A 12640-nucleotide genomic window follows, 5' to 3' on the forward strand; every position below is an offset into this window, starting at 1 on the left:
GGCTGCTTAGTGCACCACTGGCGGTTTTTTTGTGTCTGTGTAATCCTACGTGCGGTTTATTGAGTAACAGTTAAAAAGTTCGGAGAGATAGGTAGAGAGCTTTTGAATGGTAGGAATGGATTGGTTATCAGAGAGTTATGTTTAGCGTCCCATTGAATAGTTTTGTACATCGTGTGAGTGATAAGAGCCAATTGATGGCCAATGCTGCAGAGTGTGGATGTCAGTTAAAACGCGCTCGTCGTTCGCGTAATTGGATGTTGGTCGCTCAAGAGCGTCAGCTCGTTGAGTTTAAAACGATGTTAACCCACGAAAAAGACGGTTGGATAGCGATCGCAATCGACAAAGTACTGCCTAAACCAGTGGTATGTTTGGCATCTCTGTTGGTCGCGACACCCTCAATGACTGTGGCTCAGTTGATTATGGAATCTGGATGTTCAATGGCAGAGGCAAGACGTGCTATTGATGAACATGAAGGACTGTAGGCATATTCGAATCGTATGAAAAGAGATTTGCGGTCAGCAAAAAGCCTGTAACGATATTACGTTTTTCAACGCAATATCGTTACAGGCTTTATCATTTGTGTTGCAGTTAAGCCGTAGGGCTTACAAAGCATCTACTCGATTAAGAGTTAGCCACTTTTACACGAATCGTGTTTTTGCCAAGCTTTGACATGTTCAGCTTGTTTAGTGCTGCTTTAGCTTCTTCGTGCTCTGGCATTTCAACAAAAGCAAAGCCTTTAGATTCACCAGTTTCTTGGTCTAAAACTAGGCTGCACTCTTTTACTGAGCCAAACTCAGAAAATAGAACACGGATGTCTTGCTCAGCAGTAGAGCGTGATAGGTTACGAACTAGAAGTTTCATAATAAACCTTGAATATGAATTTACGCCGAGCATTGTCGCACACTTTCATGCTCACCCTCACAAATAATTACTCGAATGTAACTCTTTAGCTATTCGCTTCTCTGTTTACGTGTTAGCCGCGGTTTATTGTGACATCTGAAATATACCCATGCTCAGTGCTGGTTAACGCCTGTTGCAGCATCTGAGCGGCTTCTGTAGCTGTCATAAAGCTTGAGGTATCCATCGCTTTGCCACTCGTTCCCCAAAACTCGGTCGCCATTCCTCCAGGATAAACGGCAACGATTTTCATCGGGTGACCTTTTAGTTCCAACCTAACCGATTCGATAAAGCCTTTTACTGCCCATTTGGCCGCGCAGTAAGTTGATTCTTCCGCTTTTGCTCCTTGCGCTGCGGTCGACATTATTACAGCTATGGTGACAGGTTGCTCTTTGTAGCGTTTAACCATTTCTCGAATCAGAAAGATTGAAGACTCGATATTGTTTTTAAGCATATCGCTGATTGTGGTTGGGTCTTGCTGCTCTATCTTACCGAAGTATCCACTGCCTGCGCTGTGAATGACCAGTTTGGGTGTTTCAGGTAACGCATCCAACAAATCGCTTACTGATTGCGGGTCACATAAGTTACAGGTTTGGCTAATGGTATTCGCTGGCAGAATTTTCGCCACTTCAGCTAAACGTTGCGTGTTACGACCTGTAATGGCTACGCGTTGAGCGTCTGTTGTAGAGCTCGCATATTGTTTCGCTAGAGCTGCACCTAATCCGCTGCTTGATCCGGTAATTAAAATCATACTGTCTTAAATTTGTAGAGTTGATTCGAGATAGTAAGGGGCTAGGCTGAGTTTTTCTGAGATCTATGGCCAAAGTTGACGGATAGCTTCGTTGATAGTCTTTACGATAGATCGAGATTACAGAATAGTGAAAGTGGAGGAGCAGAATGATGAAGCAGAGCTAGAAAGTAAAAACGCCGGCATTGAGCCAGCGCTTTTGAGTAATCAGCCGTGATTATTCTTCGTCGAACTGTTTGATCGTGAATGCGTCTTCGATTCGGTTTAGTTCTTCTTGTTCTTTAACTCGCTTCTCTTCTTGAAGTGTTGCTCTCGTTTCGTTGAAACGTTTTTTCTCTGACTTAGTCAGGAATTTTACAGCTTTTTTGTTGGTCAATGCGTAAGCAACTACGTCTTCGCCTTTTTCTCTGCGGTCGTTTACGCGTTGTGAGAAACGTTCATTGTCGCGAGCTTTACGCTCCGCTGAGGTCAACTTGCTCATGCTTTAAAGCCTTTTCAATTAATCATGGTAGGGAATCTACACTTAGCGAAACAAATAGGAACTGCTGTGTGTGAGTCTAGCCTATTTGTGTGCTGGTGGCGCATCTTAGCACAGAGACTTGATGTTGCAGATACGCTATTCGAGGGATTAAACAAAACAGCCTACAATTTAATGTTGTAGGCTGTGGTTTTTGTAAGGACTGAATGGCGCTTGTTGACTTATAGGAATGTCAGATAAACTCTGTTGAACCTAAAATTGGGTTAATCAAATTTTCTCAATGTATAAGATCACTTCACCAACTTTGAAACCGAATTTGGACATTTCAGTTTTGTTAAATAAGCGTTTTTCGTCCATTAAGAACATCCAGTCATCCAAGACTACTTCATAAGTGCTGCCGTCTACTTCAATTTCTAAATCATATTTCCAATATAGAGCTGAACCTTGAGTTTCACCATAAGCGGTACCAACTACGTCATTGGCCGTTCCGGTATACGTGTTTTCTCCGGTCTTGATTAGGTTCCATACTCGAGTTGAACGCTCGCCATCAGCGAAAAAAAAACACTCTTTGATTACTCCGTTATTACCCTCCCAAGTGGCGATGAGTTTGACATCAAAGCGTCGCAATAAATCGCCCGAACGGTCGAGAACCATGCCATAGGCCTTAAGTTCACCGTTGAAAAAGGTTTCAAGCTTGAGCTCTGGAGTGGTGTTTGCGTGATTATCTAAACTCGCCGAACCGCAGCCGACTAGCCAAGTGAGTGACAAAATAGCTAGGGTGAATTTTAATATTTTTGTCTTTGGATTCATTTATTCAAACCTAAAAGTTGCTTGCGTAGAAGCGGCTCGGATGTGTTTTCAGAGAGCCAAATCGCCAGAAAGGCCTCGCCAAATTGTTTGTCTTGTATGGTGCCGATAGGTTGTTCATCGAAATAAAAACGGCTCACATTATCTTCAGCGACACGGATGGTTAGGGTGCTTCCTTCTTCAACGTTCGGCCACATTGCGTATAACGGTTTCAACCAACGCTGAATGTTACTGCTAGAGTAACCAAGTTTACTCCACTGATCTTTGGTTGCATTTACTAAGTCTTGACTATCAATAGATCGATAGTACTCAATTTTTAACGCCCGCTCCGAATTAGAGGGTGTGGTGTAGAACTCGGCCGAGTAAAGTGTCCAAAACAGGTAACTCATCTCGCCTTGACCACGCTTATTCAAATCATCGACGGCAGAAGCTTTCGAATTTCCGGTAAAAAGGAGTGCAGCGCAAACTAACGCTAAGGCGATTAAGCTGAGCAGTTTATTGTTAGTTTGCGGGTTTGACCGGTTTTGAGAGCTGGTTTGAGCAAACGAGCCTGGATGAATACGAACGCGACTGCTATCGCTCTCTGGTCTGAACGCTTGCGTCGGTTTGCGTGAATAAGCCATAAATCACCTCGTTGTTGCCATTTTAGGTTGGACCAAGTTGGAGTAGGCGGCCACCAGTAAGGGCAACAAAATCCCCCAACTTATTGCAAGGGCGGCAAGCACCCAAGCATCTGGCCAAGTAGTAATGAGGGCACCTGCTTTGATACCTCCCCAATAACTACTAGTACCTGCTACGAACCCTATGACAAACAAGATCACTTTCGAGCATTTTAAAAGCCAATTTAGGCTGTGATTGAAACTGATTAAAAACATGATCCACAGGCAAACAAGCCACACAGGAAACCAAGATTGATTAGCAATCTCTGAGTCGACTGCAAACACGCCGAAATGAAGTAAGAAGCTATCAAGCAACAGCCCTAACGGTAATAAAGCGAGTATTTTGAGGTCGCTTCTGCGGGTTGGAGAAAGAAGGAAGTGAACCACCACGATCAATGGGGTCACGAACGGGGCTTGCGCGGTAAAAAACGCACTACAAACCCAGGTCGCTTGAAACAGAACGAGATTAATAATCCAAAACCGTTTCATCTTTCGCTCCAAAGTAACGAGGTTTTCTTGCCACTAAATGGTGAGTGCTGATTACTCGCTCTTTGAATGCACCTTCACAGTAGCAGAAATAGAAGATCCACAAGCGCTTGAACTCTTCTGAATATCCGAGAGATTCAAGTTCGTCCCAGCTGTTTTCAAAGGCGATGTTCCAATCGCTTAGCGTTCGAGCGTAGTGCAAGCCAATATCATCGATCTCTTGAACCACAAGATCAGTGCTGGTGGCAAGATGCTGAGTCATGACTGAAACAGAGGGTAAGCAACCGCCAGGGAATATGTATTTCTGAATAAAGTCGACGCCTTTGCGATATTTTTCATAACGACTGTCGGCGATGGTAATCGCTTGAATTAACATTTTTCCCGAAGGCTTTAGCAGCGAAGAACACTTTTCAAAGAAAGTTTGCAGGTATTCATGACCAACGGCTTCGATCATTTCAATCGATACGAGTTTGTCGTATTCGCCAGAGAGGTTGCGGTAATCCTCTTTAAGTAGGGTGATTTTGTCCGTTAAACCGAGCGCTTTTACTCTCCGCTCCGCGAGCTCATGTTGCGCATCTGATATGGTGGTTGTAGTGACATGGCATCCGTAATGTTGAGCCATAAAAATAGCTAAGCCACCCCAGCCCGTACCAATCTCAACGACACTGTCGGATTCCGATAACTCTAACCGTTCACAAATGGTCTTCATTTTGTTCTGCTGAGCTTTAGATAAGGTCTCCGCTTCCTTGCTGTAGATAGCCGAAGAGTATTGCATTGAACTGTCTAAGAAGCGTTCATAGAGTTCGTTGCCGATATCGTAATGTGCGAGTATGTTTCTTTTAGAGCCTTGTTCAGTGTTCACATTCTTACGACGCAACAACAGGTTTTTGATGCGAGAGATCCACTGAGTTTTGTCGTCTAGTTCGTCAAGCTGCGCTTGGTTTCGAGCCATGATCTGAATAACGTGTGTGAGGTCAGGGCTTGTCCATTTACCGTCAATATAGGCTTCTGAAGCGCCGATACTACCGTTGATGACAACGTCTCTAAAAAAAGTAGCATCATGAATGACGATTTGACCTTTGAGGTCTGCTTCTCTGTCGCCGAACACTGAATGTTGGTCACGCTCAATCACTTCAAGAGTCGCAAATTGCAGACGCTCAAGAACTTTGAATATTAAAGCACGATATTTACAGTTGCTCGAAACAGCAACGGCTTTAGCTTGATGTTCAATATTGTTGTTTTGTTTTGCAAGCTGTTCCATGTCAACCTCGCTGAGAACTCATTCTAATTTTTCGGCCAACTAAAATTGAGTATTGCTCGTCGGTTTGAGATAACTCAGTTCTAATTGCCTTGTTGTCATTTAATTGCTTTTTAAGCGCTTAAGATGTTGAATCTGGGTGCGCTATAAACGGTACCTTTTTCAGGAATAGTTTGAGAGCCTGATAATAAATTCCCATCACGATCTTTATCGTCATTGCCGGAACTTTTAATAACGTCCGTCTAATATTTTTCTTCGTTACTGACTGTTTCGTCAGTGCTAGTGTTGCATCGAAAAGCTTATTGTCTCGGCGGCTTTCGATGTGTACTAATGTCCGTTTCGCGGGTGGCTTAATTTTCCAAAAGTAAGTCATGTCTAAATCCATGAACGGCGAAACGTGAAACTCTTTCTTAACTTTTAATTCTTGATGCATGTCGATGAGGTAATAATGTCGTTGTCGCCATGGTGTATTACTCACTTCGGCCAACATGTATTTGCAATCGCCAGTATCGTCATAACAGAAAAAACAGTTGATTGGACTGAAATAGATACCTAGACAACGGCACTGGGCTAACATCGTTACACGATTTGAATCTGACCAAACTCCACCAAGTTGTTGTACTTTGGAGGCTATACGTTGCTTGAGTGATTTTGGTTCATCATTCGTGAGATTTTCTTTTTTTTCAGCGAGATAATCCGATTCGACAAAGCGAATCAGGTTGTACCACTGAGTCCCAAACAGCGGACTGCGCGCTGTGGTTTGGGGCAATTCGTCAAGATCTAACCCCATCATGTAAAGCTGGTAGCTAAACTCGTGTGTGATATCACCAAAACGGCGATGTCTGACATTACCCCAATAGATACCGCTGAGCTCTTCACTCTTTTCGGATGCGATGCCCATTTCGGGTGTTAAGGTGTGAGTGTTCATAGTGTTGAACTCGTACTCAAATCTAAGCCAAAGCGTTTGGTTACATCGAGAGCACTGTGGACACCATCTTCGTGGAACCCGTTATACCAGTACGCGCCGGCGAAGTGAGTCTGGTTTTTGCCACAGATCTGTTCGCGCTTGTGCTGAGCTTCTACCGTGTTCGAGTTCAGTACCGGGTGATGATAAACAAAGCTGCGAATGATTTTTTCTGGGTCGATGGCTTCGCTTTGATTCAAGGTGACACAGAAGGTGTCTTGACTTTCGATACCTTGCAGAATATTCATGTTGTAAGTGACACAGGCTGGCCTTTTACTGTCGCCATCCAACATGTAGTTCCAACTTGCCCAAGCCAGTTTTCTGTCTGGCAATAAGCGAGTATCTGTGTGCAGAACTACTTCGTTACGGCTGTATGGGATCTCCCCTAGAACCTGTTGTTCTTGCTCTGTCGCATCGCCGAGTAAATGTAGCGCTTGATCTGAGTGACATGCAAATATCACTTCGTCGAAATTTTGAGTGCCGCCATCTTTGAATTCAATCGTTATACCTGATTCTTGGCGAGTCACTTGCTTAATCGATGTGTTCAAAGCGACGGGTTTGCTCAAGCGTGAAAGGATAATTTCCACGTAAGAGCGAGAACCCTTAGGAATCACATACCACTGAGGGCGATTCGCGATATCTAATAGTCCGTGGTTATAGAAAAATTGAATGAAGAACTTAAGCTCAAACTCTTCCATCTCTTTTAAGCTTGTGGACCAAATAGCGGCACCCATTGGAAGAATATAGTGCTGGCTGAAAAAATCTGAAAACTGGTTATCGCGTAGGAAAGTGCCAAGGGTTACATCAGGCGTGAATTTGTTACTTTCGAACTGAGCTTTACACAGCTTGTTGAACTTTAGAATGTCGGAGACTAAAGACCAGAACTGAGGTTTGAAAATGTTGCTTCTTTGAGCGAATAACGAATTAATGCTGTGGCCGTTGTATTCAAACTTAGTCGTCGTATTATGGACGCTAAAGCTCATCTCGGTTGGTTGTCTTTCTATGCCTAACTGCTCAAGCAGTTGGTTAAAGTTTGGATAGGTTCTGTCGTTAAAAACGATGAAACCAGTATCTATTGAAAACGCCGTGCCTTGATGTTCAATATCAACCGTGGCGGTGTGACCACCGACGTAGTCATTTTTTTCGAATACCGTTACGTCGTGGTGTTTATCTAATATGTGTGCGCAAGTCAGTCCAGAAATACCTGAACCTATAATGGCGATTTTCTTCATTGTTATACCATCCTTGAAGCGAGTTTTTGCCAAACTGAAGTTGGAAGCATTCTGAGTAGCTTCATCAACATAATGAATCGTCTTGGGAAATCAATTTCACTCTTTCCTTGAGCAATACCTTTTACAATTCTCTGAGTTGCAGCTTCGCTACTAATAATCATAGGCATAGAGAAAGAGTTTCGCTCGGTAAGTGGTGTCTCAACAAAGCCTGGATGCACAATTGAGACATGAATATTGTGTTTTGCTAGGTCAACCGACAGGGTTCTTCCTAAATACGTCAGTGCCGCCTTTGAAGCGCCATAAGCTTCTGCTCTGGGTAGAGGGAGAAAACTGGCGCTTGAGCTGACTAGTACCAAGCGACCACCAGGCTTAATGTTTTTTAACCACGACTTAAGCGCATAACCGATTGATATCAGATTAATATTGATAACACGTTCGAATAGCTCGGCATCAAAGTTAATTGGGTCATCAATGTATTCACAATCTCCGGCGTTCAAAATCAACAGGTCGAGAGGTTCATTTTGGTTGAGTTCTGGGAAATTATGGTAATCAGTTAAATCAAAACAGAGTGGCGTAATTGACGGATGGGACAGGTCTGTCTCGTGAGAATCAACGAGAGCCTGTAACTTTTCCGCGCTACGTCCGCAAGCGATGACTTGATGTCCTTGCTGAGCATAGTCCTTGGACAGTGATTGGCCGATACCTGAGGTCGCGCCAGTAATCATAATACGCATTAGCGGCTCGCTCTTTTCTTGATGGATTTGATCGCGCAGCCTAACACTGGGATATGTTCATATAGCATAGCGCCAACGTCGAGATAGTCTCTGTGATAGACCACTTGATCGTCGAGCATTTTCAGGTGGCTGTGCCCTTGCACTTCGATTGGTTTTTGACCGTTCAGCTGTTTGTGAGAAAACTGCATGGTCCAATATACTGACGCTTCATTATTTGCCTCAAAGGCGTGCTCGATATGAAAGTTACAGCTTGTCACTTGTGTATAAATGTTCTCAAAATAATGGGTTAGTTCATCAATTCCGCTGACGTGATGCAGCGGATCTTGGAATTCGACATCAGAGTGATAAACCGTTCTTAGTATGTCGAAACTGTCTGTTCCGAGTTCTTGATACATGTTGAGAAAGTTATTAAGCCAGAGAGAGTTATCCATAATCTACACTCTAATTATTTGAAAAAGGCTAAGGCTCTCAATCGTGCTTCTTTGTGTTCAACGATGGGTTGCCAGTATTCACTGTTTATTCCGTTTTTCTTGATGTAGTCATGCGGGAAGTGTACATGCTTATCCGGAATTTTTTGCAGCTCTGGTATGTACTTACGAATAAAAATTCCTTTTGGATCAAACTTTTCGCTTTGCGTGATTGGATTGAAAATTCGAAAGTAAGGTTGAGCATCACAACCAGTGCTCGAAGCCCACTGCCAGCCACCGTTGTTCGCACTAAAATCGCCATCGATAAGGTGCGACATAAAAAATCTCTCTCCCCAGCGCCAGTCAATCAACAGGTGTTTGGTAAGGAAGCTCGCCACCACCATTCTCAATCTGTTGTGCATCCAACCTGTCTCAACCAATTGACGCATTGCCGCATCAACCAATGGATAGCCAGTTTTACCTTCACACCAAGCTTTGAAACTTGGGTGATCTTGATACCAATCTAAGCCATTATATTTCTGTTGAAAGTTAGCACCTTTAACCAGTCTAGGATGGTGGAACATTAAATGCTTGTAAAAATCTCGCCAAATCAATTCATTGAGCCAAGAAAAAGCGGGCAGTTGAGTATCAAACAACAAATCGGGCTGTTGTTGAATCAGCTGAATCGCTAGCCAGCGCGGACTGACCGCACCAATCGTTAAGTATGGCGACAGGCCAGAGGTTCCTTTGATCGAAGGAATGTCTCTAAATTTGCCATAGTCGTTAACTTTGTTGGCTAAGAAGTTTGGGATCACGCTATTTAGTACATCTTGGCTTAGTGGCCAACGATCTGAATCAACACGCGGAAAGTCAAAGTCGTACTCATCAGAAAGCTTATGAGGAGTAAGATCGCCAGACAACTGGGTGTTAAGACGCTCGGTCTGTGTAGGCTCTGCTTGTATGATTGGAGCTGGGCTACACTGGATCCCTTTGACTTGCACTTCTTTTAACCAGGCGTTTTTGAATGGCGTGAAAACTTTGAACATCTCGCCTTGTTTATTCAAAACACTGCCCAAGGGAAGAATGGTGTCGCAGTCGGTCATTTTCAGTTTGATACCGCTAGCGATTAAACGTTTGTCACGTAACTGCTCGTCTACTTCAGGCTCAGAGTTAGTGTAAACACACTTGGCATCGAGCTCATTGTATAAACGAGTGAGTTGTGCGGCTTGGTCGTCAAAGTCGGTCGCTTTCAGATGCAGCAAAGTTATCCCAAATTCAGCAAGCTGCAATTCAAGTTGCTTGAGATGGCGATAAATAAAATCAGCTTTTATTGGTGCGAGATCATGTTGTTGCCATTGTTGCGGGGTTGAGATGAAAACGGCGTTAGTTACACCGTTTTCAACTGCCGCGACGAGCGCTGGGTTATCGTGAATCCGCAGATCTCGTCTTATCCATAGAATGTCGCTCAATATCCGTATCTCAGTTTAAGTTCTTGTGGATGAGGGTTCAGGTAAACCTGTGATTCTAAGTACTCGTTTGGGTATTCCATCAAGTAGTGGTTAATCAAGGTTAATGGGACTAACAGAGGAACTAGCCCTTCTCTGAATGATGAAATTTGATTGGTGAGTTCTTGTTTGTGAGCGCTGCTCAGCTGTTTTTTAAAGTAACCTTGCAAGTGATGCAAAGTATTAGCGTGGCTACCGCGATTCGCGTGATGAGATAATGCGGTCATCAACCCTTCAATGTATTGGTTTGCTAATTCATCAATTTCAAGTTCATTGCCAGCTAGCAATTTGCCAAGGCTCTTGTACCCTTCAACGTGGTGACACATCACCAAATACTTGTGCGCACTGTGGAATTGAATCAATTTGTGTTTGGTAACGCCCTCGTCGACAAGATCCAGCCACTTTTGATAAGTGAAAACTCGTGTCATGAAGTTTTCACGTAGAATTGGGTCGTTGAGGCGGCCATTCTCTTCAACAGGAAGTAAAGGGTTACCATCCATGATTTGTTGGGTGAACATGCCGACACCTGTCGATTCAGAACCGCGACCGTGGTGGTGATAAATCTTTACTCGCTCCATACCGCAGGTAGGACTTTTTTGGCAAACAATGAAACCAGCAATGTGCTGATTGGCCTTCGAGTAGTTTTGTCCGAACTCGATAAGTTCGTTGGTCACATCGCCTGAACCATCAGGACGAGAAACATGGATGACGTCATCTAACATTCTTGTTTGGCGAATAGTAGGACGAGGCGTTGGAAGGCCGATTGCCATTTCTGGGCATACAGGTTCTAACTCAACATAATCTGCAAGATCATCTGTACAAAAACGAGAGCGTTTATGACCAGTATCGAAGCGTACTTTGTGTCCTGCAACACATGCGCTGATACCTATTTTAATTTTCTTTTCCATTGGCCAACTCCTTTGCTCTTGCTCTGAGCTATTTATTATATTTCAACATTGCTAATCGTACTTACTGAGCCAAGTTGTTTTCAAGTCTCAATATTGTCGATGTTTTAATCCAGTGATATTAACGATTTACAGGATGGCTTAATGCCATCCTGTATATTTATAGCGTGCAACTGGATTAATAGATATACCTGCCGAGTGGATTGAATAACTGGCTTACACCTTTTGTGAAGTAAAGCGCATCACTCGAAACAGTCAAACAAACACAACCTTCTTTGGTCGCTGGTTGATGAGTATGATTACCGTCCAACCAGATGAAATCACCTTTGTTGTAGACGCCCATTTCATCTTCGAAGCTACCTTCTAAAAGTAGTGTGATCTCGAAGCCCTTATGAGTGTGGCAAGGTACCTTTCCATCTTTGTCGATGTGTAACAAACTCGTGTGGTGTGCCTCGTCATCAAAATCCAATCTCGCTCGCGAAATTTTTCCTAAATTCATCCAATCTTTTCTTGTCACCGAACTCAATGCTCTTGGAATAGTGAACGTGGTGTCGGCGATGGTTACTTTCTGCAGTTCAGGTGTCACCTCAACTGATTGAGATGGATCGGATGTTATCTGCGCTATAGCTTCGAAATCAAAATCACTATTTTCGGACAGGAATTTTTCTATATCCAAATCTATTTCTTCGTTAGAGAATGATTGATCTTCTGACAACACGCGTTGACCCGATTCTTCTGCATCAAAAACATTATTTGCCGCTTCTGCGGTCAATTGATTTACTTGTTGCTGGCAGTGTTCACACAGTTCAACGTGGCTTGATACGATCAAGGAAACTGAATCGGCTAGAGTGCCATCGACAAAGTCTTTCAACATTGCTGCGTTTGGATGATGTTTAATCATGACTTTGGTCCCCCATGTGAACCTTGAGTTTGGCTAAAGCGAGTCTTAGTCGCGATTTCACTGTTCCGAGCGGAACGCCGAGTTGTTGTGCGAGCTGTTCTTGAGATAGCTCCTGAAAATACACACCTTTGACAATCGTTTTTTGAGCTAGAGGCAGCTTCTCAATTTGAGTCATTACGTGACGACTCATCAAATGATCACCAAAAGGCAATTCTTCATTCTGAGACTCGGCCACCATCGCATCAATTGGCCAAATGTCGTCGGCGATCGTTTGTTCTGCTTTTGCTTTGACCTTTCTCAACATGTCGAAGGCAGCATTTCGCATCACGGTGTAAACCCAAGTGGTCGCTGCACCTTTCTCTTGGTTGTAAAGATGTGCTTTCTTCCACACATTGGTCATAGTGTCTTGAACTAGCTCGTTAGCCGCGGCTTCGCTACCTAACTTGTTAATGCCAAAACGTTTTATCTTCGGAGCGAAGAATTTGAACAAACAGGTAAAAGCCTGCTTGTCTCGGTCTGTACCAACCAAAATTAGCCAGCTTGAGAGCTCTGTAGGTACTTTGTTGTTGGTAGGTGAGTTATTGTCGGGAATAATGACTTGCTCCTTGCCTATCCCTAAACTTCTGCTTTCCACTTGCATAGCAAATTACCGCTGTTCG

At 43.6% G+C, this 12640-nt stretch carries 16 protein-coding genes; 1 reads left to right on the forward strand and 15 read right to left on the reverse strand.

The window, feature by feature from the left end; translation table 11 throughout:
* The first annotated feature begins 137 nt into the window (after positions 1–137).
* Positions 138–482, forward strand: coding sequence for a ribosome recycling factor family protein (locus tag L8S15_RS11695; protein WP_280573172.1), 345 nt, complete (start codon positions 138–140; stop codon positions 480–482).
* Positions 483–621: 139 nt separating this feature from the next.
* Here the strand turns inward: L8S15_RS11695 and L8S15_RS11700 are convergent, their stop codons facing one another.
* From L8S15_RS11700 to L8S15_RS11770, 15 genes are all read right to left on the reverse strand, one after another.
* A complete protein-coding gene (locus tag L8S15_RS11700; protein WP_010432413.1) occupies positions 622–861 on the reverse strand; it encodes an RNA-binding protein in 240 nt (79 codons plus the stop codon).
* A gap of 112 nt (positions 862–973) precedes the next feature.
* Positions 974–1648: an SDR family NAD(P)-dependent oxidoreductase gene (locus L8S15_RS11705; RefSeq protein ID WP_016766890.1), complete on the reverse strand. Its 675-nt coding sequence runs from the start codon at positions 1646–1648 to the stop codon at positions 974–976.
* A gap of 214 nt (positions 1649–1862) precedes the next feature.
* Positions 1863–2126, reverse strand: a complete 264-nt coding sequence (locus tag L8S15_RS11710) for a hypothetical protein (protein WP_010432418.1) — start codon at positions 2124–2126, stop codon at positions 1863–1865.
* Between the two features lie 264 nt (positions 2127–2390).
* Positions 2391–2933, reverse strand: coding sequence for a DUF3833 domain-containing protein (locus L8S15_RS11715; protein ID WP_280573176.1), 543 nt, complete (start codon positions 2931–2933; stop codon positions 2391–2393).
* Positions 2930–3553, reverse strand: a complete 624-nt coding sequence (locus L8S15_RS11720) for a chalcone isomerase family protein (RefSeq protein ID WP_016787504.1) — start codon at positions 3551–3553, stop codon at positions 2930–2932. Before L8S15_RS11720 ends, L8S15_RS11715 begins: the two co-directional genes overlap by 4 nt.
* Before the next feature lie 3 nt (positions 3554–3556).
* Entirely contained in the window at positions 3557–4078 is a 522-nt protein-coding gene (locus L8S15_RS11725) for a DUF2878 domain-containing protein (protein ID WP_016790498.1), read from the reverse strand.
* Positions 4056–5336 carry a cyclopropane-fatty-acyl-phospholipid synthase family protein gene (locus L8S15_RS11730; RefSeq protein WP_010432426.1) on the reverse strand — a complete coding sequence of 427 codons (1281 nt, stop codon included), beginning with the start codon at positions 5334–5336 and terminating at the stop codon, positions 4056–4058. Before L8S15_RS11730 ends, L8S15_RS11725 begins: the two co-directional genes overlap by 23 nt.
* A 118-nt stretch (positions 5337–5454) precedes the next feature.
* Entirely contained in the window at positions 5455–6261 is an 807-nt protein-coding gene (locus L8S15_RS11735) for a DUF1365 domain-containing protein (RefSeq protein ID WP_280573181.1), read from the reverse strand.
* Positions 6258–7529 carry an FAD-dependent oxidoreductase gene (locus L8S15_RS11740; RefSeq protein WP_010432429.1) on the reverse strand — a complete coding sequence of 424 codons (1272 nt, stop codon included), beginning with the start codon at positions 7527–7529 and terminating at the stop codon, positions 6258–6260. Before L8S15_RS11740 ends, L8S15_RS11735 begins: the two co-directional genes overlap by 4 nt.
* A gap of 2 nt (positions 7530–7531) precedes the next feature.
* Positions 7532–8263 carry an SDR family NAD(P)-dependent oxidoreductase gene (locus L8S15_RS11745; protein ID WP_010432430.1) on the reverse strand — a complete coding sequence of 244 codons (732 nt, stop codon included), beginning with the start codon at positions 8261–8263 and terminating at the stop codon, positions 7532–7534.
* Entirely contained in the window at positions 8263–8694 is a 432-nt protein-coding gene (locus L8S15_RS11750) for a nuclear transport factor 2 family protein (protein WP_016766898.1), read from the reverse strand. Before L8S15_RS11750 ends, L8S15_RS11745 begins: the two co-directional genes overlap by 1 nt.
* Positions 8695–8708: 14 nt before the next feature.
* Entirely contained in the window at positions 8709–10139 is a 1431-nt protein-coding gene (gene phrB, locus L8S15_RS11755; RefSeq protein WP_016790495.1) for a deoxyribodipyrimidine photo-lyase, read from the reverse strand.
* Positions 10136–11083: a DUF523 and DUF1722 domain-containing protein gene (locus tag L8S15_RS11760; protein WP_010432435.1), complete on the reverse strand. Its 948-nt coding sequence runs from the start codon at positions 11081–11083 to the stop codon at positions 10136–10138. Before L8S15_RS11760 ends, phrB begins: the two co-directional genes overlap by 4 nt.
* Before the next feature lie 175 nt (positions 11084–11258).
* Complete coding sequence (locus tag L8S15_RS11765) at positions 11259–11981, reverse strand: ChrR family anti-sigma-E factor (RefSeq protein WP_010432438.1); 723 nt, start codon at positions 11979–11981, stop codon at positions 11259–11261.
* Positions 11974–12621, reverse strand: a complete 648-nt coding sequence (locus tag L8S15_RS11770; RefSeq protein ID WP_010432441.1) for a sigma-70 family RNA polymerase sigma factor — start codon at positions 12619–12621, stop codon at positions 11974–11976. Before L8S15_RS11770 ends, L8S15_RS11765 begins: the two co-directional genes overlap by 8 nt.
* Positions 12622–12640 lie beyond the last annotated feature (19 nt).

Source organism: Vibrio sp. S/42/10, assembly GCF_029890535.1.
Taxonomy (GTDB): domain Bacteria; phylum Pseudomonadota; class Gammaproteobacteria; order Enterobacterales; family Vibrionaceae; genus Vibrio; species Vibrio cyclitrophicus.

Bases quoted from the DNA above. Each gene is read 5' to 3' on its own strand.
- L8S15_RS11695 (WP_280573172.1), top strand. From the start codon at position 138: ATGTTTAGCGTCCCATTGAATAGTTTTGTACATCGTGTGAGTGATAAG.
- L8S15_RS11700 (WP_010432413.1), bottom strand. From the start codon at position 861: ATGAAACTTCTAGTTCGTAACCTATCACGCTCTACTGCTGAGCAAGAC.
- L8S15_RS11705 (WP_016766890.1), bottom strand. From the start codon at position 1,648: ATGATTTTAATTACCGGATCAAGCAGCGGATTAGGTGCAGCTCTAGCG.
- L8S15_RS11710 (WP_010432418.1), bottom strand. From the start codon at position 2,126: ATGAGCAAGTTGACCTCAGCGGAGCGTAAAGCTCGCGACAATGAACGT.
- L8S15_RS11715 (WP_280573176.1), bottom strand. From the start codon at position 2,933: ATGAATCCAAAGACAAAAATATTAAAATTCACCCTAGCTATTTTGTCA.
- L8S15_RS11720 (WP_016787504.1), bottom strand. From the start codon at position 3,553: ATGGCTTATTCACGCAAACCGACGCAAGCGTTCAGACCAGAGAGCGAT.
- L8S15_RS11725 (WP_016790498.1), bottom strand. From the start codon at position 4,078: ATGAAACGGTTTTGGATTATTAATCTCGTTCTGTTTCAAGCGACCTGG.
- L8S15_RS11730 (WP_010432426.1), bottom strand. From the start codon at position 5,336: ATGGAACAGCTTGCAAAACAAAACAACAATATTGAACATCAAGCTAAA.
- L8S15_RS11735 (WP_280573181.1), bottom strand. From the start codon at position 6,261: ATGAACACTCACACCTTAACACCCGAAATGGGCATCGCATCCGAAAAG.
- L8S15_RS11740 (WP_010432429.1), bottom strand. From the start codon at position 7,529: ATGAAGAAAATCGCCATTATAGGTTCAGGTATTTCTGGACTGACTTGC.
- L8S15_RS11745 (WP_010432430.1), bottom strand. From the start codon at position 8,263: ATGCGTATTATGATTACTGGCGCGACCTCAGGTATCGGCCAATCACTG.
- L8S15_RS11750 (WP_016766898.1), bottom strand. From the start codon at position 8,694: ATGGATAACTCTCTCTGGCTTAATAACTTTCTCAACATGTATCAAGAA.
- L8S15_RS11760 (WP_010432435.1), bottom strand. From the start codon at position 11,083: ATGGAAAAGAAAATTAAAATAGGTATCAGCGCATGTGTTGCAGGACAC.
- L8S15_RS11765 (WP_010432438.1), bottom strand. From the start codon at position 11,981: ATGATTAAACATCATCCAAACGCAGCAATGTTGAAAGACTTTGTCGAT.
- L8S15_RS11770 (WP_010432441.1), bottom strand. From the start codon at position 12,621: ATGCAAGTGGAAAGCAGAAGTTTAGGGATAGGCAAGGAGCAAGTCATT.